General features: G+C 63.1%; 17 protein-coding genes. 7 read left to right on the forward strand and 10 right to left on the reverse strand.

Features of this window, described 5'->3' with window-relative positions; translation table 11 throughout:
- Positions 1-335: 335 nt before the first annotated feature.
- On the reverse strand, positions 336-1346 hold the full coding sequence (locus ABZ412_RS09650) for a GAF domain-containing protein (protein ID WP_357278499.1): 1011 nt from the start codon (positions 1344-1346) through the stop codon (positions 336-338).
- Between the two features lie 220 nt (positions 1347-1566).
- Between ABZ412_RS09650 and ABZ412_RS09655 the strand changes: the two genes are divergently transcribed.
- Positions 1567-2076 carry a hypothetical protein gene (locus tag ABZ412_RS09655; protein WP_357278502.1) on the forward strand — a complete coding sequence of 170 codons (510 nt, stop codon included), beginning with the start codon at positions 1567-1569 and terminating at the stop codon, positions 2074-2076.
- Between the two features lie 71 nt (positions 2077-2147).
- Here the strand turns inward: ABZ412_RS09655 and ABZ412_RS09660 are convergent, their stop codons facing one another.
- Entirely contained in the window at positions 2148-3359 is a 1212-nt protein-coding gene (locus tag ABZ412_RS09660) for an FAD-dependent monooxygenase (protein WP_357278505.1), read from the reverse strand.
- Between the two features lie 189 nt (positions 3360-3548).
- Between ABZ412_RS09660 and ABZ412_RS09665 the strand changes: the two genes are divergently transcribed.
- From ABZ412_RS09665 to ABZ412_RS09690, 6 genes are all read left to right on the forward strand, one after another.
- Entirely contained in the window at positions 3549-4118 is a 570-nt protein-coding gene (locus ABZ412_RS09665; RefSeq protein WP_357278507.1) for a YdcF family protein, read from the forward strand.
- Between the two features lie 76 nt (positions 4119-4194).
- Positions 4195-4533 (forward strand): hypothetical protein, encoded by a 339-nt coding sequence (locus ABZ412_RS09670; protein ID WP_357278509.1) that lies wholly within the window; start codon positions 4195-4197, stop codon positions 4531-4533.
- Positions 4534-4695: 162 nt separating this feature from the next.
- Positions 4696-6480, forward strand: a complete 1785-nt coding sequence (locus tag ABZ412_RS09675; RefSeq protein WP_357278511.1) for a serine/threonine-protein kinase PknD — start codon at positions 4696-4698, stop codon at positions 6478-6480.
- Positions 6481-6573: 93 nt separating this feature from the next.
- Positions 6574-6867 (forward strand): replication initiator, encoded by a 294-nt coding sequence (locus ABZ412_RS09680; protein ID WP_357278513.1) that lies wholly within the window; start codon positions 6574-6576, stop codon positions 6865-6867.
- 95 nt (positions 6868-6962) lie between these two features.
- Positions 6963-7418, forward strand: a complete 456-nt coding sequence (locus tag ABZ412_RS09685; protein WP_357278515.1) for a hypothetical protein — start codon at positions 6963-6965, stop codon at positions 7416-7418.
- A gap of 373 nt (positions 7419-7791) precedes the next feature.
- The gene (locus ABZ412_RS09690; RefSeq protein ID WP_357278517.1) at positions 7792-8073 is read left to right on the forward strand and encodes a hypothetical protein; all 282 of its coding nucleotides are present in this window, start codon (positions 7792-7794) and stop codon (positions 8071-8073) included.
- 1496 nt (positions 8074-9569) lie between these two features.
- Here ABZ412_RS09690 and dpdD read toward each other — a convergent pair.
- Genes dpdD through dpdE form a run of 8 tightly spaced genes read right to left on the reverse strand, consistent with a single transcriptional unit; the run spans position 9570 to position 26799 of the window.
- The gene (dpdD, locus tag ABZ412_RS09695; protein ID WP_357278520.1) at positions 9570-11576 is read right to left on the reverse strand and encodes a protein DpdD; all 2007 of its coding nucleotides are present in this window, start codon (positions 11574-11576) and stop codon (positions 9570-9572) included.
- Positions 11555-12076, reverse strand: coding sequence for a phospholipase D-like domain-containing protein DpdK (gene dpdK, locus ABZ412_RS09700; protein WP_357278522.1), 522 nt, complete (start codon positions 12074-12076; stop codon positions 11555-11557). Before dpdK ends, dpdD begins: the two co-directional genes overlap by 22 nt.
- Positions 12073-16461, reverse strand: a complete 4389-nt coding sequence (gene dpdJ / locus ABZ412_RS09705; RefSeq protein ID WP_357278525.1) for a protein DpdJ — start codon at positions 16459-16461, stop codon at positions 12073-12075. The genes dpdK and dpdJ overlap by 4 nt, the downstream gene beginning before the upstream one ends.
- Positions 16458-17129, reverse strand: coding sequence for a hypothetical protein (locus tag ABZ412_RS09710; protein ID WP_357278528.1), 672 nt, complete (start codon positions 17127-17129; stop codon positions 16458-16460). The genes dpdJ and ABZ412_RS09710 overlap by 4 nt, the downstream gene beginning before the upstream one ends.
- Entirely contained in the window at positions 17122-20199 is a 3078-nt protein-coding gene (gene dpdH / locus ABZ412_RS09715; protein ID WP_357278530.1) for a protein DpdH, read from the reverse strand. The genes ABZ412_RS09710 and dpdH overlap by 8 nt, the downstream gene beginning before the upstream one ends.
- A complete protein-coding gene (locus tag ABZ412_RS09720; protein ID WP_357278533.1) occupies positions 20178-21041 on the reverse strand; it encodes a hypothetical protein in 864 nt (287 codons plus the stop codon). The genes dpdH and ABZ412_RS09720 overlap by 22 nt, the downstream gene beginning before the upstream one ends.
- A complete protein-coding gene (gene dpdF, locus ABZ412_RS09725) occupies positions 21042-23585 on the reverse strand; it encodes a protein DpdF (protein WP_357278535.1) in 2544 nt (847 codons plus the stop codon).
- Complete coding sequence (gene dpdE / locus ABZ412_RS09730; protein ID WP_357278538.1) at positions 23578-26799, reverse strand: protein DpdE; 3222 nt, start codon at positions 26797-26799, stop codon at positions 23578-23580. Before dpdE ends, dpdF begins: the two co-directional genes overlap by 8 nt.
- Between the last annotated feature and the right edge of the window lie 26 nt (positions 26800-26825).

The raw sequence follows: 26825 nt of genomic DNA on the forward strand, positions 1-26825 counted from the left end.
AAGACTCAGCCACCACGCATTGTTCGGTCCGAGCACTGTTGCCGCCTCCCTACGCCGAGCAGCCACGACCGCCGGAGCCGCAGCAGCGTTTCCGGGCAGGGCCTGTCAACGACGCGCCAGGCGGTCTCACGGGGAGAACCGGCAAGATTCCCGCTCGCGCGGGTGCGTACTGGCGGCAGTGTAGCGATCCGGACATTCCGTGATCAATTGAGCAAATCCCCCGCCCACCTGCGTATTTCCCCCTTGATCACGCTGACCTGCCGCAAACCCGCGACGCGCGGCCAACCGCTGTTATATACCCAACAAACATTACTGGTGGTTTGTTTGCTGGCCGGCTAATCCACCAGGTCCGGGTCCCGAACGGTCACCAAAGCGGCCGTCGTGTACTGATCCAGCGCCATCAGCACCGCCCGCGCCCGCACCACCCGCCACCCACCGTCCAACGCCCGCAACCGCAGCACCCCCGACGTCCGCGACTGCGCCAGATCCCGGCTCATGGCCTTCGCGATCGGCAGATCCTCCGGATGAATCCCCGGCTCCGGCTCCCCCGCCAACGACTGCCACGCGATCCCCGGCATCGCCGGTCCCATCCACCGCAACAACCGCAGATTCCGCAAATCCATGATCGCCCGATAGTCACCTTCCGCCGCAGCCGCATCCAGCACCCGATGCTCCAGAATGACGGGCGGCGGCGCCGAACTCACCTCGGTCGCATCCCCGATGTCATGCGTGACGCCCCGCATGAAGATCTCCGGACCCGCGGCGGACGTGTGCTCTTCGAGGATCCGGCAGGAGAAGTGGGCCGCCCGCAACGCACCGTCATCCCGCCGCACGGTCCACACCGCCTGATGCTCGGTCCCCGGAGCCGACCGCACAATCTTCGCCAGCGCATCGGACTCGTCACTATTGGTGATGACGCGGGCGAACACCCCCGCGATGGCATGCTCCCGAGCCCGGTTCTCCGGCGCGACCCCGTACAGATCGAGCAGATCATCCGATCGCGTGGATTTCGACGTCGAGAGGTTGAAGTACCACGCCCCCACCCGATCTCGCGGCGGCAGTTCCTCCTCGACCGGGCCCGACCACAACAGCACCGCGTGCACTCGTTCCGGTGTGATGTGCAGCGGCACCGTCACCGTCCGCCGCCGTCCGTCCTCGCTCACGACATCCACCGACTCGAGGCGGGCCAAGGTCGCCGCCACCGCACCACGAATGGCCGAGAGGGTCTCCCGCTGCCGGAACATCTGGGTGAGCGGGACGAATTTCCTTGGTGCACTTCCGAGTCCGACGACCGTCGGCTCGCCGCCGCCGAAGGTTTCGATCAACAGCCACCGGGTACCGCTCACCGCATACTCCCCTCTCGTCCCCCTGACCATGAGTACACGAGTCTTCCCCAGCCCGGCACCGGTCCGTATCCGTTACTCGAGTCAGGCCTTCCCCCAAGCCTTTTCACCGAGCACTCGGCGTTGAGCCGTTCCCGCCAAGTTTCACGTTCAGCCTGCGAATGATCGGCAACGGGGTTAAGTTGGTCATGCGTCCAGGTTTTTCGGGGAAAGCAGTACTTCGATGCGAAACATCATTCTGATCACCGCTTCTATCGGTATTTCACTCGCCATCGCGGCCGGGCCGGCGGCCGCCGAACCACTCACAGTTGAAGGCCCGGGGGTTGCCCAGGCCGATCCCACCGCACTGGATCCCGGCATGACCTGCCTCGAGGGATTCCTCAAAGGCTGGGCCAGTTCGGCCGCCACCGGCTCGGTGACGGGTTCCGCGCTCGGATTCCTCGGCGGTTCCGCCGCAGGCCCCGAGGCCGGTCTCGCCGCGGGTCTGACGAACGGCATCATCACCGCTCTGACCAGCGGCTCCGGCGGCGGACTCGCCACCTGCGCCCTCGACGAGCTGGCCAACGGGGGCGGCGACGCCTTCCTCGGCTCGACGACCGGGCCGGGCCGGGGATATCTGACGGGCTCCGCCAGCGGGTCCGCGTCCGGATCGGCCACCAGCGACCTGCCGGGTGCGGTGATATCCAGCATCCTGTCGGGACTGCTCGGCGCGGCGACCAGCGGCTCGAGTTAGCGGGCCAGTCGCACGAAAAGGCCTTCACCGACCGGTTGATCGGTCGAGGAAGGCCTTTTCGGCGCGGTGGATCAGTAGGTCGGGAGGACGTAGTCCTGGGTCTGGTCCAGCATCTTCATCATGATGGGGCGGAACAGCTTGGTGGTCATGAGCTTTCCGACCTGCTGCATCATCTTCAGGCCGAGCTTCGAGGTGGGGAGCATCATCTGGATGCCGCCGCCGGGGAGCTCCTTGGCCTTCTCCAGGAACGGGGTGACCTGCGCCTCGTAGCGGGCCAGGGCGCCGTCGATATCGGCTGGAGTAGCGGCGATTTCGCCCGCCAGCAGGTAGGCGCCGACGATGGCCATGGCGGTGCCCATGCCGGTCATCGGGGAGCCGCAGAAGCCGGAGTCGCCGAGCAGGGTGACACGGCCCTTCGAGAGCGTGGGCATGTCGACGCGGACCAGTTCGTCGAAGTAGAAGTCCTCGGTGGTCTCCAGGTGCCCGAGGGCCTCGGGGACAAGCCAGCCCGCGTCCGCCAGCATGTCGCGAATCAGCGTGCGCTGGGCCGGGATATCGCGGCGCAGGGCCGGGTCGGCGTCGGTGCGCAGGGTGATGATGGCCTTCGAGGTGGCCGGGTCGAAATCGGGGCGCAGGCCGAGTGAGGCGCGCGGCACCACGTGCATGGACATCCAGTCCTGCTCCACACCCGCCGGAGTGGGGATCGTGTAGAAGGACATGTAGCCGCCCAGGTAGGTGGTGAACTCCTCCTCCGGGCCGAACACCAGCTTCCGCGTCCGCGAGTGCACGCCGTCCGCGCCGATCACCAGGTCGTAGCGCTCCTCGCGGCCGGAGTTGAATCCGACCGTGACGCCGTCGGCATCCTGGTCGATGGTCTCGATCCAGTCGCCGTAGCGGTAGTCGAGTTCGCCTGCGGCACCGGCGAGTTCGGTGAGCAGCACATTGTTGAGGTCGCCGCGGCTGATCTCGATGTCGGCCACCGGACCCTTACCGTCGAACATCTCCATCGACATCCGGTACACCGACGACCCGTCCGCCTTGACGACCGCCATCCCCTTCTCGTGCAGCAGGCTCTTCTCGATCCCCTCCATCAACCCCATCCGCTCGGCCACCTCCCGGCTGGGCCCGCGCAGGTCGACAGCCTGCCCGCCGGGCCGGGGCGCGTCCGCCCGCTCGACGACGGTGACCGCGATGCCGGCCCGAAGCAGCTGCAGGGCAACAGCATTGCCGGCAATGCCGCCGCCGGCGACCAGGACGCGGAGGGTGTTGGCGGTGGTGCTCATGGGGTGTCTCCCGGTTCGTGGTGAAGAACGTCTGTCTAAGACATATGTCTACACGAGGTCTGACACGTTTGTCTAGAACAAATGTCTAAAACGGTGGCGAGCGTAGGCTCGAACACGAATCGACGCCGGTGAGAGGACACGAACGTGACGACCCACAGGGGACGGATCGGGCTGTCGATAGGGGCAGTCGTGGCGGTGAGTCTCTGGGGTGAGTGGGAGAACTGGCGCGCCTCACGCAGATTCGTGGGGTCCGCTCCCGGCACCACGGAGGCGGTTGTCGTGCTGGGCTACCGCAACGCGGGCACCCGGGCCAATGCGATGAACCGCTGGCGGGTGCGCGCGGGACTACGGTCCGTCGACCCGGCCGCGGCCAGTAGCCGGCTCGTCCTGTGCGGCGGCGCGTGCGCGGGCCCGACCCCCGAAGCCGCACTGATGGCCGACTACGCCACCACCCACGGCTATCGCGGACCACTCACGGTCGAACCGCAGAGCCGAAGCACCTGGGAGAACATCGCTTTCGCCCTCCCGTACCTGGAGAGCGTCGACCGGATCAAGATCGTCTCGCTCCCCTACCACGCCGAGCGAGGTCGGTCCTACCTCGTCCGCCAACGCCCGGACCTGGCCGAGCGGCTCGTGCGCGGCGCCGAGTACCGCTTCGGCGAATGGATGCCACTGAAACCCCTACTCGCCCTGTACGGCCGAGGAAAACTGGCGCCATGGCCGATCTCGTTCTCACTCCGGAGCGGCACGACCAACTAGCCGCCCTGCTCGGCGACGAACACCAGCCGCGAACGCAATTCCCCCGCGTTGCTGAGTATTTGACGACAGCACCGATATGCTGTCGGGCACCGGCGACGACACCGCGGACGCCGCCTTCGACCTTCGCCTGGTTCATTACCTGACCAGCGGCGAGTCCCGGAACCCGTACTGGGACACCGTCGCGGCATCCGTGAGCGAACGCGACGGTCGCCGAGTGGTGAACGGCGGCAGGACATCCGGCATCGGACGCCTCGCCTACGCGCAGTCGATCCTGCAGGCAGCCTACGCGTACGCGATTCCCTCGCCGCGGACGATCGCGTCGGTTCGCGAGTTCTGCGGGACCAGAACGATGGTGGAGCTCGGCGCGGGACGCGGTTACTGGGCCGCCCAGCTCGCCGGCGAGCGATACGAATAGATAAGGCGGTACGCTGAAGTTGCTACAGGTTTGTTGACGGATAGCGCCGACTCTCGACTGTCTGGCCTGGCTGAATCAACTAGGGCGGGGTACCAGCTCGGGCGGGGGTTGGACCGCACGCAAGTACACCGTTTGCCAGTCGGGTGGTCACGGGACGGCATAATGGACGACACGTCAGTTGGTGGCAGAGACACCACCTCAGCGGAGGTGTTCGGGCGCTATCGGCTGTTGTCCCTGCTGGGACAGGGTGGCATGGGCCAGGTGTGGCGGGCGCATGATTCGCTGACCAACCGGGTGGTGGCGGTCAAGGTGTTGCCTGAGCGCTTCGCCGATGACGAGGAGCTGCGCGAACGGTTCCGCCGGGAGTGCCGGGCGGTGGCGCAGCTGACCGAGCCGCATGTGATCCCCATCCACGATTTCGGCGACATCGACGGTCGGCTGTATCTGAACATGCGCTTGATCGAGGGCACCGACCTGCGTGAAGTGATCAGCCGAGAAGGTGCCTTGTCGCCGCGGCGGGCAGTGGCGATCTGTGCACAGGTGGCCGGCGCGCTGCAGGCGGCCCACGACGTCGGGCTGGTCCATCGCGATGTCAAACCCTCCAACATCCTGCTGGGGGCCGACGAGTTCGCCTACCTGATCGACTTCGGGATCGCCCACGCCGCCGATGACCGTACGCTGACCACGATCGGCGAAACCCTCGGCACCGTCGCCTACATGGCGCCGGAGGAGCTCACCGCGGAGGTCAAGGCCGATGCCCGAGCGGACGTGTACGCGTTGACGTGCGTGCTGTATCAGTGCCTGACCGGCCAACCACCGTTTGCGAGCGCAGCGGGGGTGCAGGGTGTGATCGCCCATCACCTGCATACCCCGCCGCCGCGCCCCAGCACCATGACACCCGATGTACCGGCTGCGTTCGATGCGATCATCGCCAAGGGAATGGCCAAAGACCCCGACGATCGTTACCAGACAGTGCGCGAGCTGGCCGCGGCGGCCCGCACCGCGGTGGGCGATTCCGCGGTCAGCACCACCGGGGGCATGGCTGCGCGCCATGGGCGGCGAATGAGATTGTCGCCCAAGACCGCCGGGCTGCTCGCCGCCGCGGTCGCGGTTACGGTGGTGGCCGCCATCATCGGCGTCCGCCTCGGATCAGGCGGTGGCAACTCGCCCACACCTATCACCTCGGGCTACTCGGCACAGACTCCGCTGCCGTTCACCGGCGTCAGCTTGCCCACCGATGTGGCTGTCGACGCGGCGGGCAATGTATACGTCACGGACATGGGTAACGATCGGGTGGTGAAATTGGCGGCGGGCGCATCGACGTCGACCCCGCTGCCGTTCACCGGGCTGAATAATCCCCAGGGTGTGGCGGTCGACGCGGCTGGCAACATTTACGTCACCGACACGAGTAACAATAGGGTGGTGAAATTGGCGGCGGGCGCATCGACGCCGACCCCGCTGCCGTTCACCGGACTCAAGGACCCCCAGGGTGTGGCCGTCGACACGGCGGGCAACGTGTACGTCAGCGACCGGGGTAACGATCGGGTGGTGAAGTTGGCGGCGGGCGCGTCGGCGCCGACCCCGCTGCCGTTCACGGGGCTCCAGGATCCCCAAGGGGTGGCGGTCGACGCGGCGGGCAACGTATACGTCACCGAATTGAGTACCGAGCGGGTCGTGAGGTTGGCGCCGGGCGCGGCGACGGCGACCTCGCTGCCGTTCACCGGGCTCAAGGATCCCCAGGGTGTGGCCGTCGACACGGCGGGAGACTTGTACGTCGTCGACTGGGGTAATCAATGGGTGGTGAGGTTGGCGGCGGGCGCGTCGACGCCGACCCCGCTGCCGTTCACCGGCCTGAAGAATCCCCAGGGTGTGGCCGTCGACACGGCGGGCAACGTTTACATCACCGACCAGGGCCCCGATCCGGTGGTGAAACTCCCGGTCGGCTGAGCCCCGTTCCGCCGCCCAAGGGTGTCAACCTCCGCGCCGCAGATCTGTTGAAGTCCGAATCTCATTTGCTGTTCGGGTGCGCCGAGACCGACGGTGTTCTCGAGGCTGCTCGTTCCCGCGCCCAACGAGCGGACCCGCCGGCACTACGAGCGCCTGCACGCCGAGTTTCAGCGCACCCCGTGCTCCCCGCAGTGCTCGGTCGGGCTGCGCTACGGCATCGTCCCGCGCGGGGCCAAGGCCAAGACCCAACCGGGCCGTTGCAAGGGGCGTGCGCACCGCCGTGACACCCTCGGTCTGCGTGGCCGGCGCGTGACCGAACCGGGCGATGTGGAGGTGCCCCCGCGCGAGACCTTGATCAAGTCCTCGGTCGCCCAGCGCGCCGCGTAGCAGAACGAATACCTGACTGCCAAGGGCCTATTGGCGGATATCTCTGAACCACAACGCGTTTCGGTTCCGGTGATCGACACGCGGGAGGTGCTGCGATGAGTGAAACACGGCCGCGGTGGGTCAATACCAATGCCGCTGCTCGGATCGTCTCCTGCCACCCCGAGGTGCTGCGTCTTTATGACCGGAGGGCCGCGGTCCTGGTGCAGGAGTATGGCTTCCGGCGGCACCTGCCGGCCGAGTTCTCCACCGGTGACGCCGAGGAGTGCCTGGCGGTGGTGGCCGAGGGGCACGGGCGTGCCGCGATGCTGAACGCGCGCTCGATGCTGTCGGGCATGTTCCGCTTCGCGGTGCGCAAGGGGGCGTTGAGCGTGAATCCGGTGCGGGAGGCAGAGGTTCCGCACAACTGGCCAGCGGAGGTCAGGCCAGCCGATCGGGCTTCGCTCTCAGGCCCGCGTGCTTTTCCTATCCGTCCGTTAGCGACGTGGCTCAATGGGATCCGATTCGCGGCGTGCTGGCGTGCGCCGCAACGCCTGCCCCGACGCGCGTCGTAACATGGGGCGGCGCGCGCCAGCACGCCGCGTTTGAAGCCATCGAGGCGAATTCGGAAGCCAGGCATGAACTTGGCCGCGAAGGCAAGTTGTTCGGCCGATCAGCGGCAGACGAGATGACCGCGCAGTCCGCGGCGAAAGCCAAGACCATGCGGGTGATCCTGCTGGGCATGTTCGCTCTGCCGGTGCGCCATGACGTCCTGGCGGTGAACCCGCTGCGCGAGACCAGCCGGGCACCGGGGAAGCGTTCCGGCGCCCGCGCACTGACCGCCGAGGAGTTCGCAGTTGTCCGGCAACCCTCCGCGACTACCGCGACAACGGCAGTGGCAGTGGCAACGGTCCTCGACCTGGCAGGCAGCTTCCGGAGCTCGTCGACGTGCTGGCCTCGGCCGGCTGCCGGCCGAATGAGGTTCTGCCATTGCGCTGGTCGGATATCGATCTGCTCGCAGACCCGCCGCAGACGACGGTCGCAGACACGATGATCGACCACGGGGCGGTGAAGAAGACCGCGCTCCATCGCCAGGAGGAGCGGAAGGGCGGCGCTCCCCCGCACACGGTCTATCTGCCAAAGCTGGCGGTGGAAGCGCTGACTGTGCTGTTCGCGGAGGCTCAAGGACCGGATGCCCCGTGTTCAGCAATCGCGATGGCGGCCGGATGAGCCTGGCCAATCTGCGGCGGGCGCTGCGGGCCGCGCTGCCGGAGGACTTGCTGTGAGTCACACCGCGAAGCTTCCGGCCGACAACGGCGGCGATCGTACGCGATGGCCTCGGCCCGTCGGAGGCGCAGGCGCAGTTGTCGCACGCGAAATTGGCGACTACGGAACGGCATTACTTCGAACGCCGCAGGACGGGCCCGGACGCGCGTGCAGCATTGGATCGGTACACGGAGGGAAAGTAGCGACTTGAACGTAGTCGGAAAGTATCCAGTTTGGCCGGATGCGGCCGGATAGCAGAAAGGCCCCGCTACCTGCTTGAGTTGGTAGCGGGCCTTTCGGAGCTCTCCCATCTGGACTCGAACCAGAAATCCGCCGATAGCGAGCTCCAAAAAGACGCTGGTCACGCCAAGCGTTACGGGCATTGCGCGCTTACAGGGTCGAGTTGAAACGCATGAAATGCCCTATGTACCCAGGAGGTACACACACGGAACCCCCGAATCGACTCGAATCTTTGGTGAACATTTGGGTAGGTCGAATCCGACCGGGCGCTGCCGACCACACCGAACAGCAGACGAGCGGCACCTGATCGACACCAGCACTCATAGGCTTGCCTGCAGTCGATCGGTGGAACCCATTGCGAGCGCGCCGACCGACCCGCAGCCTGGCCCAGCGCCCAGGTTGCGTCAAAGCGGATATTCGGCTGACTTCCAGCCTCCGATGGTCAACCATTCCATTTGGAACTCGACGAGTGTGGTTTCCTCCGCCGACAGGTGCGGTAAAGTAACGACTTCCGCTTCCACGAAAACGACGACGGCCCTGAACCGAGAACCAACCACATGCGAGTCCGCCGCGCCGACCAATCGAAGTCCTCATGAACGCGTTCCGGCCTAGCGCCGCGAAGCTTCACTCCCGCACCATCATTCAGTCCGGTTGGGAGACATTCCTCATCGACCGGAGGATTGCCCGGGCGTGCTGGCGATGTTCAATGCCGCCGGATCCTGCCCAGACCCGGCAGTCCGCCACGCAGGACGTGCGGTCCACCATCCAGGTGTCCCAGACCACACCGTGGAGGACGTCTGCGCGAACGAAGATACCCTTGTCGGCTCGGCGCTCCTTCATGCTCGGCAATTGCTGCCTGGCCACGTCGCCGTGTCGGGGCCGCGGACGCGGAGGTGTTCGCGGTGACTGAGTGGGGCTGCGAACTGGGTGGATGGCGTTTCCGGCGGATGGGTGTGGTGAATGCGGCGCTCGCGGCGAATCTGCGGTGGCTCTCGGGTTACCGGCATCCTCGCAACTAGGTCGAACCGTCGGCATCGTGGCTGATGTCGGAATTTGCCACGGAGAGAAGGCTATCGGAGGGCTGTCCGCTGTGGGGGATCCGATCGCTGTGCTGCCGACGCTGTTTCATATGCTGTGGACCGGTCACCTCACGGCGGACCTGCCAGGAACTCAACGTTTTTCGGGTGTGGTGGTGTGTGGGGGGTTAGGACCGCCTACAATCATCCTGAAATTCTGAGGTCGTCGAGTTCTGCTTCAACTGCCCTCAGCATCGACGCCGATCCAGAGCCGTCCGGGTAGCAGATCCTGCCCCGACCAGCATTATCGACAATAAACCCGGTTGCCGCGTGAGCGGCACGGCGTGTAGCGATCGCGATGACGTCGGCATTGCGACTGTGTTGTCGAAGGGCAGGATTGCCGACCTTGTCGGACGACTTACTCACCTGGAAGGTGGGGTACTGCGCGGACAACGCGGTCGCAACCCGATCCAGCGTTCCCGTGTCTAGGCTGTACAGCAGAACGTGGAGCCCTACTGGGAGTTCATGTTCAACCAATTGCTCCTCGAACTGAGAGGATATCCAGTCGAATTCGAGGCTCAAGTCACTCGAAATCAATGCCGCGAGTGAGCGTAACGACCCTGCCAACCGGTGACGTTGGTGGTGCAGCGCACCAAGGATCGTGGTGACAAATGCAACCTGTGCGTCGTTGTCCGGACGCGGCCCGCAGGTTACGACATCGGCCAGGTCAAGCGCCTGTGCCGCGGAATTCACGGATACCCAACGGCCGGCGAATGCACCCATGTCGTCGAGCAGCATCGCGTAATCGTCGGCCCTTGGGGCGCTGCTGAGGACAATCGCGAGAAGCGACGTCAATGCGCTCAAATCTGCTGGTGCGAACCGCTCTTCAATCAGATAACGACGTATGAACGCATGTGCGGTATCCGGTGCCGGCACGCCCAGGGTGGACGTCTCAAGGAAAGCTGCGACTCCTGCCAACAGCGAATCAGTCGCGATGTCCGGCAACGAATCGATGCGGTGTGCGATCTCTTGATCGTGCTCCGACGCTGGAGTCCAAGACTCCACAAGTTCCATGATGTCGTAGGGTGTCGATACGCGGTCGAGGCTATCCAGCCACCCAATCCACGAACCCGGTGTCCGGTCTTCGACATCGACTGACAGTTGTTCGGCAGCGATCAACGCTTCCTGGATAGCCTCGGCAGGCACGGTCTCCTCGTGAACCGCCTCGGACCGAGCTACCAAACTTAGATCCGACACGAGCACAGTTCGCGCGTGCTCATCGAGCGAATCGTTTTTGAGCAGAAGGAGCGCCAGCTCGTGATCACCACGCGCCTCTGCGACGACCGCACCGAGGATTACCGCATCCATGGCTTGCGATCGTGTCAGAAAGTCACCCACGAGCATGGCGACATCGAGTGGATCTGTGTGAAGGCGCTCTAGTGCATGCTGGGTATCTATCTCAGCGTTGACGTAGAGGTTGACTCGGGCCCAGGCTCCGAGAATTGCCTCGCGAACCGCCGTCGGAGGTTCGGTATGGACGACGGTAGGCAGTGAGCCGTGCGCCAGGAGTTCCGCGTCGCGTCCTAATCGGCCGAGTCGTTGCAGTTGCAGGAATGCCAGATTCTCGTGGGAGATGCCGCCGACCCGTTCGATTTCCTCGAGCAGAATTCTCGACTGCGCGATCGCGCCCGTAGCAAGAGCCAGGTCGAACTCCCGAAGGATTCGGCCCGCGGGCCGTGGAAGCGAAGCCTGCCGTCTCGGGCGTCCTGCGAGGGTACGTACGAATCGGTGTAGACCGCTGACAAGGTCGCTTTCGGTTGTGGGATCAGGGCGTAGCACGAAAGTGGTTCCTTGTCCCACCAGATCGTGGACGGCACTTTCGGGGCCGTCGGACCTTTGGAGGTGCTTCACCCTGCCGTCGAAGGGTGCAAGGTAGGAAGCAAAGGCCGCGTGCAGCAGTGGCCGAATCCGCCCTGCATGGGCGTGGTCCCAGCACACGACGTAAACCGTTGCGGCATTATCGCTACGCTCGCGACGCGGCAGAACCAGCGGGCACTCCCCCCTACCACGTGCTGCGTGGACGAAAGGGGATATCGCACTGGCTGCCCCGGCCATCGGATTCATGTCAGGCCATATCAGATTCGGAGGTGAGAAGAATCGCCGTACGGCGTCGTCGAAGTCAGATGATGTCATTCGCAAGGACCGATCCATCGCGTTTGCAACTCAAGACGCTCCCTCGCCGCCGCCGTGCCTCCGACCTGTAGGTCGATGCTTTCCTCGTTGCGTTGCAACCCATTCCAGGTGAAGTTCATGGATCCTCTCATCACCCAGTCGTCACCGACAAGCAGTTTCTCGTGCAGGTCCGGACTCGAGTGCGTGTAGAGCGGAACACCACGATTCTCCAGTCTACGAAGGAAACTGGTGTTGTGATCGACGTCTCGAACGGCGACATGTACCTTCGCCCCACGACGGGCCAGTTCGACGAGAACATCGGACAGGAATAGTTCAGTCGGAGCGCCGACGCCCAACAGATCGTCGAATCGGTGTGCTGCGTTGTCGAGCACACGAGTCTCGCTCACCCACCCACTGACGAGCCAGAATTCGGAACTCGGTGAACAGAGTTCCGATAGCAACAGGCCCGAAAGCACATCTACGATGGCGAGGCCGTTTCGCGGCCGGGTCCGAATTGTGCGCTGTGCGGCGACGTTCATTGCAACTCCTCGGCGAGGTCCATGTGTGCCAGCCAGTCGGTTCCGCGCCGGGTGACGGCGGTGACGCGGGCGTACACGCGGAGGCCGGCGCGTTCGATGGGGGTGATGAGGCATTCGCGAATTGCTCGCGCGAACTCGTCGTTCCGCACTCCTTGCGCGCACAATCGGACGGCACCATCTCGTTCAACGGCCTCGACGTAGCGGGCCTGCCACCCCTCCTGTGAGATATCCACCACGACGGACCGGTCGGCGACGAACGGTTCAATCACGAGTCGCTCGACGACCGGATCATCACGATAAGGATTCCAGTACTGCAATCGCTTGTTGCGTGCTGCGTGCCCCCTCGCCCAGAGCATGCCATAGGCGGAGTCGAGCGTGAGGGGTCTGATCGACATGCCAAGCGTGCCCTTGTCAGCGTGGTAGACGAGCGTGCGGGGATCGACCTCCACCCCGAGTCGGCTTTCGATACTGGTCCAGGCTTGCACCAACTGATGTACGGTTGCATCGATCCGCGGGTTCGAACCAGGACGCAGGAGACGGGTCGAGAACGTCGACAGCGTCAGATGACTGGGCGGGCCGTCGAACACCTCCCATTCACGCCGAATAGCGTCGAGTGCCCCGTCCAGTGCTGATGCGTCTCGCGCTGCGCGGAAATCAGCGACCGCACGCGCAAAGGGGGATAGGTCTTCCACCAACACTCCCAGCGCAATCTGTAATGCACGGTCGCTGTCTTCGACGTCGGTTGGCGCGACTGCGCGGCCAACCCCATCCCAGAACCGACGCGGATCCAGCGCATAGGCGTTGTGCAGGGCCTCCATGATGCCGAGGCCACCAATGGACGTCTCTGAAACGAGTATTCGATACTCGTTTGATTCGTGATCCAACTGCACGTCAGCAACCAGGTCACCGCCCTGGGCATCAGGCACGGCGTCGAATGTGGCATCGAGGATTGCGGCGGCAAATGTGTCGGCGAAGACCTGCCGATGGAGATCCTGGGTCGTCACGTCTATATCTGTGGAGGTAAGAAGTTTCGAATGATCCTCCACGACCGCACGCACGTCCGCGTCAGCGGCCAGGCTCTCGAGATCGGTCAGTACCCGTTGGTTCTCCACCGTCGCAGTGTCATCCGACCGATAGGCAGTGCCGAGGAATGCCACGAGGTCGCGCGCCCATACTCCGTTTGCAAGACCGGAATATCCCGCTTCCTCAATGGAATTCGTGAGAACCGCGTTGACGTACGCATGGAGGTAGACCTCGACGAGCCATCGCCGCTGGAACACGTTCGCGATGCCGTCCAGTCGCCTGTCCGAGAGCACGCTCCGCCGGAACGCGAGCGTTCTCCACTCGGGTGCCTGCGCAAGCGCCACCCATTGATCCCCTTCAGGGACAACACCGGACACGATGAAGGCATCAACCTCCATCTCAAATCCCATTGCGGCCGGGGCACCCTGATGTACGTACCGTGTCGTGTGGGCCCGTCGGTCGATCCCCGAACCCTTCTGAAGTGCCAACTCGCCCTGAGCCCCCACACACATCCGCCGGACCGTCAATGGGCCGCCGGCGATGTGGAGTGCGAAGGCAACCTTCGTGACGAAAGCGGACCACGGCGAGGGCGAAGGGATATCCATTTCATGGAGCGAGGCGTCCTCGTACTCGAACGACGACCGCCAGATGGTCTGAGCCCCCGACGTATCCGCTACCTCGCGGGGTGGTGTCTGTAACTGGATCTCCAGTGGACGGACGACGAAGAAGCCCTCGCCCGACTGTGCAGTCCATGTACCCAGGGCATGGCCCTTCGACACGACGTTTGTCAATTCGACTTCCACGCCCTGGGTTGCCAGCGGCAGCCAGGTCCGGTGTGACGCGTGCGCGAATCCGAAGCGTCGACTGACTCGTCCTGGTACAGCCTCCCTGAGTGCCTGGAGCACAGGCATTACTTGCGGTTCTCCCGTGCGGAATTCGGGCGGCATTGCCAACACCACGTCGGGGGTGTTCAGGGCGTCGAACAGCGTCGAGGTGAGGAATTCGGGTAGCGGAGTTCTCGGGATAGCCCCCGGATCGACACTGCCTGGCAGTGTCCGCCAATCACTTGCGAGTCGTTTCAGCAGTGTGGGTATGACCGAGAGCATCATCGACCGCGGCTCTTCCCACATGACTGCTTCGGCGTCGTCGACCGATATCGACAAAGCGCGCTGGATGAAGCGCTTCACCTCATCCTGGCGTTGTTCTGAATCCAGCACCTGCTGAAGGAGTTCGACGACGGCCGAGTTATCGGGGGCATGACCCGGTCGAGGCGGTGTCGCCAGAGCCCGCGCGTCACGTCCTGTTCCCCGTGCTAACCAGTTGAGCAATGCATGCGTGGCCTGGATCTTGATGACGAATCGGTTGCCCACCGGCAGTGTTCGCACACCGAGCTCCGGGCTCAGGAGCCGTTCGTACTCTTGGTAAGCGGTGTGATCACGACCGAAATCAGAGAGAACCACCGCCGTTAACGGGCGCATCTCGAGGCGTCGGCCCGCCCGTCCACGGCGCTGCAGGAACGACGCCATGTCGCGCGGAGCCTTGTGCTGAACCACCATGCCCACACGGGGATCATTGAACCCCACCTCCAGCGATGAGGTCGCAACCACGACATCCGCGGCCACGTCCACGCCGGAGTCTTGCGAGGATGTGCGCGCCACGCGAAGAGGTGCGGCCATTCGCCCCAAGCGGCTTGCCAGATCCCACGATTGGCCGTCTTCGTAGCGACCACCGGTGTGCGGAAGCCCCGGATCGCGCAGTTGACCGAGAACCTCGCCGCGCGCTCGTCCAAACCGTGAATGCCCTTCAGCGTCGCGCAGGTTGTCGTAGAGGCGATTCACCACGTCGAGGTCGTCTGTGAATGCGAATGCGATAGAACCGAACTGGCTCGGTCCGCGGTCCAGCATGCGCCCCAGAAGCATCAAAGCCTGAATCGTGGTCGAGAGGAGTGCTGCTCCGGACAGCGGATCCCCACGCAGAACGACACCGTATTCCCTGCTGACCGGGCTGAGTTCGTCGGCAGTTGGCGCGATCAGATCGACATCACCGCGGTCGACACCGGTCAGGTCTGAGAAGAACTGACTGGCGTCGCGCAGTGTCGCCGACAGACCGACCATCGCAACACTGTCGGAGCCGCGCTGTCGGTTGGCGTGTCGCCACCGACGCAGCGTGTATGCCACTTGCGCCCCGTGGACGCCGGAGTACGTGTGGACCTCGTCAAGCAGCACGAGCCGGGTTCCGTTGGGCCCCTTCCATCCGAGTACTTCCGCAATGCGCCCGGAGGTCGACTGTTTGCTCAGCATCTCGGTGGTCGTGAACAGAATGTCTGGCGGACGTTTGATAATGGTCTCGCGGGTCAGCGCGATTGCGTCGGCCTCGGTGGCCCTTCCGCAGATCGAACATGTCAGGCGTTCCGTGCCTATCTGTCGATCCCGGTCGAGCCAAGCCATGCCCCCCGGGCATCCGTCGGACAGACACGGGAAGTACGGGGAGGTCCATCCCGCATTCGTGCGGGTCCATCCGCGCAGGTCCGAGTCGTCGAAGTCACGACTGTAGGGTGTGCCTCCGTACAGCAACCCCACACGAACCCTACGACCATCCTGAGCAACGGCGCCAATGCGTTCGCTCATCAGCATCGCTTCGCGTGCCTGGTCACGGAGGAGTTCGATCCGTGGGTACAGCGCCAACGTGTGCGGCCCGCGGCGACGTGCCGACGCAGTGGCTGCGATGTCGAGAACGGCAGGTAGGTAGAACGCCAGCGTTTTTCCAGAACCTGTGCCGGCTGTGATGATCTGCGCGGTAGGCACACCGGCGGCAATCCCCGTGAGAACGGCACGCGCAGACCGCAACTGGAATCGCGCCAGCGACGAGCCTCCCACCACACGGTCCAAGATCTCCTCATGGGTCGGTGACCAATCGGGCAGCGTGCGCAGGTCATCGCGGACCGCTTCGGCAGCGATGTCGCGGCACGGGTACCGACGCGGGCCCACCCATAGCCTGTAGTCGGCGACCAGGGTCACGTACCGTCGCCACCACCCGTTAGCGGCAGGGTCTGATGGTGGCCACAGTTGCCGGAGCAGACGGAGTAATCGGAGTTGCTCGGCGAACCTCGTTCTGTAGCGCTCCTCCCCGATGGGGAGGCGGAAGAGCAGGTTCCGCTCGATCAGCAGGTCGAGATACTCATCGGTGGACGGCACACCGAACTCACCAACGGCGAATGCTGCACCGCGTTGATCGTCGATCGTCGAGGTCACATCGTCAGCGCTGAGGAATCCGTCAACAACTCCCCACGACAGCAGTGGGAGTTCCAGGTCCTCGAGGCGGCTGAGAAGCTCTCCCAAACGGTGCTCGTTGACGTGCGTCATCCCATCCTCAAGGAGATCTGTGAGTCGACGTCATGGGAACGCAGGAGTGCGATGTCCTCATCCGACAGGTCACTGAGTGGGCAGGGGAGCTTCGCCAGAACCTCGTCCAACTCTGCGGTGGGGCCGAGTTCGTCGAAGCGCGCCTTGACGGACGCGTACTTCGACAGAAATGTCTCGACGCCGGCGATCGTTGGCGGTTTGCCCGCAGCCTGCCTCATCTCCCGCACGGCCGTCTCGACCGACATCCGCCACGCACCCAAAAGTGCGATGCGTGCGAGTGGCAGCCCACCGAACTCCGCCTGCGACCAGTCTGCCCACGACCTCGCCGCACTCGCATCGAGCGCTTCGCGCGCCTTCTGCGCGTCTTTCCTACGTGCATTCAGGAATTGTGGGCTGGGCCTTCCAACCTGGTCGATGTGGTTTCGCAGGTCGCGTGGCGCCTTGCCGAGATCTAGTTCTACCTCGTCCGCGATCGACTTCCCGACCAAGAATGCGTGTAGCTTCAGCGACGCGTCCAGGGCAGTCAGTTCCTTGTCGAGTTCCTTGAGAGCCGTGTTCGTCCTTGTAACATCCTGGATTTTCTCCGCGCCTTCTCGCCGCTGCCTTGCCAAGGCGGTCAAACGCCTTGACCGGGTCAGAAGACTTGTACCCAGGTGATCGTCAGACATCGGTGCCGCCCTCTCCGGCCATCGTGAGCCACCGCACGACCTGCTCATCGATTGCGACATCGATATCGATGGCTGCGCCTTGATCGACCTCACCGTTCCGAATCCCTAGTTCGATCCACTTAGCCGAGTCTTCAAGGAAATCAACGATCTTCGTGAGATCGCTACCAACTTCGGAACCGACGACACAGGCCAGGTCGTAGCCGGACCGCCCCTCGGAGTTGGTGAGGGCCTTCTCGACTCGCGCGATGACACGGTCGTTGAAGCCCCGAGCGCCAGCATTCGTAGCTGCAAGGGCGGACAAATTCTGGACCGGTACCAAACCCTGCCCTGATGCTTCCTCGGCAGCTCGGCTGACAGCGTCGACCGTCTCCACGTACGACTCACCAGGTGGAAGCAACCCGCGGAGTCGACCGATCAACATTGTCCACTCGCTCACCTGCAGTGGGGCGAGTTGGATCAACTTGGTGAGTTGTTTGTGCGCTGCAGTACACCAACCGGGTAATTGTTTCTGATCTACCGGATCTCCCAAGCCGGCGCGCACCCTCTTGACTATCTTCATGAGCCGTTCGTAATCGAGTGCGTGGACACCACCCGACCCCTGCGCGGTACCCGCACCGGCGACGAACTTGTCGACCGACTTCTGACGTTCTTCGATGTACTTCCTGTACTCGGCATTGCACTGCGGGTTACGGGAGTCCTCGTCCAGGCGGATTGGTGTTCCCCTCCATAGGAGTGCGCGGACCAACTCGGCGTTCGTCTGTATCGAAGTGAAGTGGCCACACACATGAGCGCCTTCGATCAGAGAACGAGCCGCAGCAACCAACTTGCCCTCGTCGTACTCGAGTGTCTCGAGGATCCGGTCACGCACCACCGGAATCGCGTCGACCACAAGAGCATCCAGCCGTGCGAGTGCATCGCCCGACAGATCCGGCCGTTTGGCATCAAGTAACACCAGCCCTCTAAGCATCTGAGCATTTCGCGCCGTTCGGCTAACTCGAATGACCGGTTCAACGCTGGAACTGAGCGATTCCTTAGCCCCCTCGATCGACACGCTGCGGGCGTTATTCGGTAGCGCCTTTGCCAACGCCTCCATATCGGGTGATTTGATCGCAGGGGAAATCCATTGCATACGACTAAGAATCGCATCATGAATGCTGCTCCGAGCGAGGCCGGCGATGTCCTGCTCCAAACGCTCGCCACGGGTGGCCCATGCATCGATCTGATCGAGTCGCCGCTGGAGTGATGGGCTAAGCGTGCCCGGGCCGCTCAACCGACTCTTCGCCTCACCAGCAGGGTTGCTTGGGGGTTCCTGCAGCGACTTGCCCGCGGAAGTCGACTGCTGAGTTTGCGTTCCAGACTCCAGAAACAAGGCATGTGGAAGCTGGTCGATCCCAAAGGTCGCAAGTATCGTATCCACCGGACGACGAGTCCCATTCGCCCCCCAGAAGAGAAGGAACGTCTGCAACCGCCGAGCGGTGTCAGGCGAGTACTGTTCCTGCAGTTCCGCCGTCACATCGACAGTGAGTCCCTGCAACTTGGCGTTCCTTGACTCGTCAGCGAGAAGGTTTCCTGGAGGGAACTCCCCCTTCTGCAACAAGCCCTCGGCCGTTTCCAGAACGTCGCGCACGGCCCTGGCAAGGACGCGTCGTGGATTGAAAAGTGCATGCTCACCGCTTCGGTCAACATCCGCGCATGCACGCACGGCGCGTTCGACGGCCGATCGATTGTAAGGGTAAAGACCATAGCCGGAATCGGATGTTCCGAATGCCTCATGACACGCATCCTTGAATGGACACTTATCACATGCGTTGGGAGGAATCTGCGTGGAAGTCGCACGCATTGATGACTCCAACTCGCCCTTACCGACCCGCGCCGCGTTAAGATATCGACTGACGAAGTCGACCAACTGTGAGTTCTCGGCACTATTGGCCGCAAGCTCGATATCCACGACATACCGCGGAGAACTCGCCTCCACGCGTGTTCGGAACGTCTCGGGAAGCTTCTCATTGTAATATGCCGGCGTCACCGCGAGGAGGGCGCGGACAGTGGCGTACTTTTCCCTGCCTTGCACGATGCTGGTCTCGATGATGGCGTCCAACAGATCGCGCCGAACGCCCTGGATCAGTGCCACATCCTCGATCAAAAGGACGATTTCATGTCCGACCAACTCCTCGCGGAGTTTCATAAACGCGCGATTGATATTTCCGACTCCAATGTTCGCCGCCTTCATGACGGCGACATCGAGAACCTCATTGAGGATGCGGATAGCCTCCACTTGCAGGTCGGAACGGACTGCCAGCGTTCTGAACAGCCGTCGAGTGGCAGCGGCAGCATCAGCCAGACTCTCCGAATCCTCGATGTCCAAGGGCAGTTCGTCGACGGTGAACTCGAGGGGCACATCTGGCTCGTCGGGATCACGCCCGTTGAGAGCATGGAGGGCGCGTCGGTTGATAAACGAACCGGGTCGAAGCAGGTGTTCACGGAACAGAGGATCGTGAAACAGCAGGCCTAACCCGTTGTCGCCGACCAGTTTCTTATCGAGTGGGCCCTGCGGCTCTCGGGAACGCAAGGCCTCGGCAAGTTCGTTGAGGATCCTGCGTTCCATTTCGTCGACAGTGATCGAGGCGCCGAACCCCACTTGTCCGCGGATCTCGTCGAAGACGGGGCCTTCCTGATCGTTCAGGAGTTTCTCGACGACATCCCGGAGACTGGTCTGCGTCTTGGGCAGATAGATGATGTGGCGTTTCTCCTCCTCCTTCGGCATCGTGGCGTAGACCCACCGGACAAGGTGCGACTTTCCAGTGCCGGATTCACCAAGGACCGGAGCGATCACGACGCCGGCATTGGGGGTCGACCCGAGGAACTCGTCGAGCACCTCACGTTCGGTCACACTGTCAACTCTGGTGCCTGCGCGCGAACCTTCGCGCCGGATGCTCAGCGGCGAGTGAGTGGCCAACAGGACCTCATCCGAGGGAGTTGCCGCCTCTGTGGAAATTGTCGCGGCGACAGTTTCCGCTGTCCAGCACGCAAAATTGGCTGGGAGTGTGGTCATTTCAGCACCTCGATCCATGAGACATAACGAGGACGGCCGGATCCCTCGTTGCTCGGGAGTGCTGCCACCCCTGTTGGGTCCGATTGGTAGCCCATCTTCAGCACGCCCCGTGCTTCAGCGCAGTTGAGAGCCAATCCCACGGCAGCCCACTCGCTCGACGCGTCGGTGTCCATACCGTCGTAAACAGCCGACGGATGTCCCGGGAGGATCGGCAGTTCATTGCGCAGGGCGTTCATGAAGGTCTCGACTGGTACCTGCTCCCCGCTGGGGAAGTGCGATGCCGCCCCTGGACTCAACAAGACATCGAGGATGGCTTCTGTCGGGTCCGCTGTGATGTGGTTAGCCGATCCGTTGGAACTGGGGACGAGGACCTTCAGCGCCGGGCGCGCAAAGCCCAAAGCTCCACTCCAAAAGCGGAATCCGTTCCAGCGAGTGTCATTGACAAACAACCCTGCTGGCATCTGGGTCTGGACGCCAGTTTTCCAGTGGAGCGCGGTGAATGGACTCTGCCGCATGAGCCAGATCAGCCCAGATCGAAGATCGGGTGCACTGACAGTAGAAGCATCAGTGGGAGGCGCAACCACAGACCGCCTAAGCCGCCTCAAGAACCCTGCAACATCGGTTGGCTCAGCGCTGATCATGCCCTCGCTGTCGATGTCGACGAGACGCAACTCTCTGAGGGCACTGATCGCTCTCTTGGCGTGAGCACCCTCCTGCGGGACGGTGCCCAGCATGTTGTCAGGAACCACCAAGCGGACCAACTGTTCCTCGGCCACGCCGCTGTTACGGGCCGCCGCCGAGTAGCACAGCCACATAGTCTGTGGTAGTACGAGGGCAGGACTCGGGTTCAGGACTTCCATTCACAACTCCGTCAATAAGGTCGATGCACGAACGCTCGAGGCGGTATCCGCCAGGCTCCATCCAGGCTTGTTCGGGTTCGCGAGGGTGCGTGGACCCACGATGTAGGTGACGAGCCTCATGTCAATCCGCTCCCAGATCTCGACAGGAACCGATCCCCCACTCACGACAACCACGAGTGGACCCTCGTATCCGAGCATGAGTGGCTCGTGAGAATCGGGATCGTCCACGATCACCGGCACCGAGGGAACACTGCGCTGCAGGCGATCACCGTCGGTCGTTGTGAGGCCTGCGAAGAGTTGCAGCCCGCTCTGGGCGAGCCGCGTGAGAATGCTATCTGGCTGTTCGGTGTCGGTGTGCCAGATGAACGCCCAGCAGGAATCGCCTCTCCAACCGGCGAGTGGGTCTGCGCCGAATGAGTACGGCAGGGGTGGACTTGACTCACCCACCGATACTCCCGGTGAACGCGCAGGATCCCTTCGGCATGCAGGGCACCCCCGACATGTAGGGGAGGTGATGAGTTGTCCGCCTTCACGCCGCACCTTGTAGTAGCCGGCGAGAATTCGCCCCACACACCGATCACTGGACAGGATCTCGAACATTGCCTCCAGCGACTGCTGCTGGGACGCACGGATGTCCTCACGCACACGATTCGCCGCCAGTGTCCATCCGTCTTGATTGAGGCACTCGCCGTTTGCCAACTCGAACTCGACAGCGTCGGCTGCAGACTCGAAGAACGCATCCCGATCCTCACCGTCAATATCCGGTCGCCACTGCGGTACTCGGAACTTGATGGCCCCGGCCTGTGCCATGAGCAGCAGCGTGCGAACGTTCCATTTCGCGCTTTCCCCGAAACCCTCGGACAGGTAGGCCGGGACCAAGGAACGATCGACTCGATACCGCAGGCCCGAAATGTGTGTCGCCTTCTGCAGCAAACCCTGCCATCGGTGCCAACCCTTGGCATCGCCGATGAGCGCCGGCATGTTCAGTTGCTTCGCGAGCTGCCGATCGCCGGGAGCTTCGCACAGGTAGGAAACAGTGGGTCGACCATCGCGACCTGCTCGCCCCACCTCTTGGTAGTAACGGTCCACCGTCTCGGGAACACAGGCGTGGACGATCGTGCGGATATTCGAGATATCAAGGCCCAGGCCGAAAGCAGAGGTCCCTACCACGATGTCTACGGTGGTGCCGATCCTCCTATCATCGGCGTCAACCCCACGGACTGACGCCACGACCTTGGCTCGCTCATCACCCGGTGAGTCACCCGTGATACACGCAACACGGTGATAGCCCACGTTCCTCAGTCGCTCTGTCCACTCCTTGGCGTCCTTCACAGTTGTGGTGTATAGGATCAGCGGCTTCGGCAGTCCATCCACCGCACGGATCACCGCTGCCTGGCGGGCGGCCTCGTCCTGAGCGCGGTCTGTGAAGAACGCCGGTTCGGTCCGAAGTTCAGATCCCCACACCAGGTTCGGGAGACGGTCTCCTCCGAACAGGCGGTCAACCATATCGATCGCGCGCTGCGCGAAGGTAGCACTCAATAGTGTGACCGAGGGGCATGCGTTTTCGGGCGCGCACGCCCGCACTTCGGCGATCAGCCCCGCCATCGTCTGAAACGCAGTGCGGAAGTCGTTTCCCCATTGATCGACTAGGTGAGCTTCGTCCACAACGACCTGCTGCAGACGTCCCTCCTTCGCGCAGTCGAGGATCGCAGGCGCAAGGCCTGTGACCAGCGCCTCGGGGCTGGTGTACAGCAGTCGCTGGGAACCATCTCGGACTGCTCCACGAATTGCCGACTTGGCATCGGGACCCATGCTTCCCACATACGCGAAGCGCCCAGTGGGGCTGAGACTTGTTCCGCGCTCCCGAGCCAATTCCCGTGTCCGCCGTTCCATGTCGAGGGCGAGGACAACGGTCGGGACCACCACAACAGTGACCCCGGTCGTGGACATCAGCGACTTGGACCACGCAACCGCGGTTTTTCCCCTACCGGTGGGTAGCGAAACGACCAGTGTCTCATCGTGGTTCAGCACCGCGGCACGCGCTGCCTGACGCTGAGTCTCGCCGCGATATGTTTTGAAGTCTTGGCCGTGTGCCCTGCTCCAGAACGGGTCGGCTGGCACCTCCGGAAACTCTGGAATCGAATCCTGGAACGCCACGCTGATTTGAGCATGGGCCTGGTCCGCGATCGTGTTGTCGGATGCGCAACTCGCAGGAATCCACCGTTGCGGGGTGATCCTCACACCGCCGTCCGAGAGTGGCATGGTTCGGCAGTTGACGCGCTGCCATTGTTCGGCAGTAGGCCATCCGGGCCCTTGCGGGACAGGCAGCACAGCATCGGAGCCATACGTGGCACTCAGGCCGATGAGGACCTGGCGCAGTAGTGTGCCGACATCTCGCCAGCCAGCATGGCCAGACGCCAATTGGGCAGCAGCATCCAGAAACCGTCCGCACGCATCCGAAATCTGAGCCGTGGATGCCGCCTCGTACTCCGACGGCCACGAACGAAGCGCGTCCGCGACGCTGGTGAAATCGTCGCTAGACATATTCGCCCCAGTTCTGCGCCGAGCGAACAAGGCACGACACCGACGCAAGGTGAATCCGCGGCGTCCTGACACCTTTCTCCAGCGCTCGCCCTGCCTCGACCTCGCCGGCCAACAGGTCCACATCCGGTACCAGCCCCGCGGCGGCGTGTCGCGCCTTCGACTGCGCAATGATTGAATCAGTCTCCAGTGCAACCTGTTTCGCTGCTTCTTCCGTAAGGTGTGCGAGGTCGGCAACGTTACGGAGGTGACCATGGGCGACGTCGAGGCACTGGTGCGCGATAATGCCGAGAACCGAGGGTCCTCCCAAGACAGAATGCAGTGCCCCAATACGACCCGGATTGAGATTGGCATCCCGCTTGTCGAGATAGGGCTCATTCAAATACCTGATCGTGTCTGCATCCTTTACCGGCGCCACGGTGCTGACATCGACCCACACCTTCCGGTACTGAGGGCGCAACGCAAGATCACCACGGCGGCGCGCGACTGGAATCGAGCCTGTACCGTCGCGGAAGACCGCAAGGAGCGGGTCCAGGTCGGTTTCGACGAGGAATTCGAAGCCGAAATACACAAGTGGGTCATACTGCCATGCGCGATCCAGTCGCCACTGGGCCGTGGCCTGGCCCCTGTCATCGATTGCAAGGATGGACTCCACACCGTCGATGAACGGGTTCCCGCGGCGGAACAGGCGCCGGTTGGGCTTGACTCGCCAACGGTCGAAATACCCAGTGCGCGACTCCTGGCTCGTGCTCACCCGCTCCAGCAAGCGTGGGCTGACCAATGGAGACTGGAGTGAATCGCGTTCGAATGTAGTGCTGCCATCGGCGTTGTGTCGTGCAGCCAAGGCAAAGCCTTCGACACCGGTCAGCAAGTGCCTGAAGGCACTCTCGACCGCGTCGTGGCGCACATCGTATTGTGCGATGCGTTTCGCCAGAATCTCGCTAGCGCTGTCGCCATAACTAGCCTCGAGTGCATCGAGTCTGTTGATGCGAGTACGTTCCTGGGCGAGGCGCTGTGGGATCTCGGTGATCTTCTCAGCCACTGCCTCACGACCTTCGTTTAGAACACTCACCCACACGTCGTCCGCCAACTCCTCAACCGCGTCCTGCAGCGAAGAGATTGATTCATTGAAGATGGAGAACCCGGACGCCAAGATCTGAAGCCACGCAAAGTGAATGCCGTCTCGATCGGGATCCGATACGACCAACTGGTCGGCGGTCCTGTGGGTTCCGTATCGGTCCACACGCCCGATCCGCTGTTCCAGTTGGTTCGGATTCCAGGGCACGCGGGCGTGGAACACAACCTCAGCCTGTTGAAAGTTGCGCCCAACGTCACCGCTCTCGTCCGCGACCAGGACACCGCCCGAGGTCCGCCAGACATCCACCGCTTGTTGGCGGACCACGCCGGGGGCCTGGACCAAGTGCTCCAGTACGGCAACTGATTGTCGGCCCGCGGACTTCAACTGCGACGACAGGGCGGATGCGAGGCGACCCTTGCCGCAGAACACAACTACCCGTTGGCCCGGCTTGATCTTGTTCAGCAGGTTCATCGCCAGCGTTCGCGGCCCGTCGGCCGTCTCCGACAGACGCAGTCGTTCGAGGAGGTTCGCTTCGAACGGTAACGGTGGCACACTCCGCAGCAGCGCCATCTCACTCGGCGCGAAGTCCCCAGCGTTGCGCCCGGAAACCCTGGCTTCAATGACATCGGCCATATCGTCCGCGGTGGCGGCACCGAGCCTGGAAACAAGCATCCCGGCGATACGCGCATACGGCGCCGACGCCACATCGTGGTCGAGAATATGGTCAGACGTCCTGCGCAACCACTCGTCCACAACGCCCACCGAAAGCGCCCCCTCGGCGGTGTCCAGCCGAACCACATTCGGCCGACCGCGTCCGGTGAGCTCGAACGGCGTAATCGTTCCTTCATCATCCAACGCCTGCCGCTGAACAGCGTGTCGGCGGTTACGGATTACCCGATGGTGAAGGCGGTACGTCTCGGCAACATGTGTGCGAACAACGGCAACCGAACGCAGGAACGCATCCTCGTCAGATACAGCGCCCGCCGAGTAGGTGGCCATGGAGTCTGTGATCGCGGCGTCGAGCAACTCATCCTGCGGTAGGAATACCTTGAGGCGATCATAGAAGTACTCGACATCCTCAGGATCCTCTGGATCGGGGTCTTCCAGCCCGGTAATCGTCTCCGCCAATTCAACTCTCGACTCTAGCAAGCGTTCGAACTGTTCGTGCTCCTGCCATTGAAAGTGCACCGGATCGAGAAGATGGAGAAGCGCAAGGTGGGTGGTAGCGCGTCGGCCGAAGGGCGTTGCTGAGATCAGTAGGATGCGCGGGACCGCCCGTGCCACCTCTGCAAGTAGGTTGTATGGCTCTTCGTCGGAGGATTCGACACCGGCAAGCAGGTGCGCTTCATCGACGACGAGCAGGTCGGCGCTGGCGAATTTTTGCCATTCATCGGATTGCTCATGGCTACGGATCGCAAATGGCAGGCGCCCATCAGAGGTGGGGAAGTCGTCGAGATAGAACTTCTCGAGGAGTTCATCCCGCCACTGCTCCCTCAGCGCCGACGGGACGATCAAACCGATGCGACGGCTTGGGTCATCGATGAGCAACTGGCGTATTACAAACCCGGCTTGGATGGTTTTGCCCATCCCCACTTCGTCGGCCAACAGGTACCGCTGAACCGGGTCGTTGATGATGCGCAGAGCAGCACTTACCTGGTGCGCGTGGATCTTGACGCCGGACGAAGTGATACCCGTCGCGGACATTGATGACGCCCGGTCTGCTAGGAGGGCGCCGCGCACCGACTGCCTGGCGTCCCGAAATCGCGGAGTCTCGTTGGCCCCTCCGATCAACACCTGGAGAGGGTCGCTGACCGGCAGTTCCCAACGTACTCGAAGGGCGTGCTCAGGCACTTCGATGTCAGTTGTTTGATTGGGGAACCGGACGTGGTACGCAGGCGACTTTCCGCCGACTACCCGGCCCGCGAGCCAGCCGCCATCGTTCTTGGGGACGAATACACGCGTCTCCTTGTCCAGACGGACGCGACGAAGACCCTCTAACGCGACCCACCGCGACCCGACGACCGGTTCGGTTGCGGACTCGAAGAAGTCGACACGCGCCCGGTTGGCACGCACGGCAGCGATGCGGCCGATCCCCGGAGCACCATCAAACGTGACCAGAACCCCTACGGTATCTGACACGTACACCCAGCCTTCGACATCCCCCG

This window comes from Nocardia sp. NPDC005746, from assembly GCF_040630785.1.
GTDB lineage: Bacteria > Actinomycetota > Actinomycetes > Mycobacteriales > Mycobacteriaceae > Nocardia.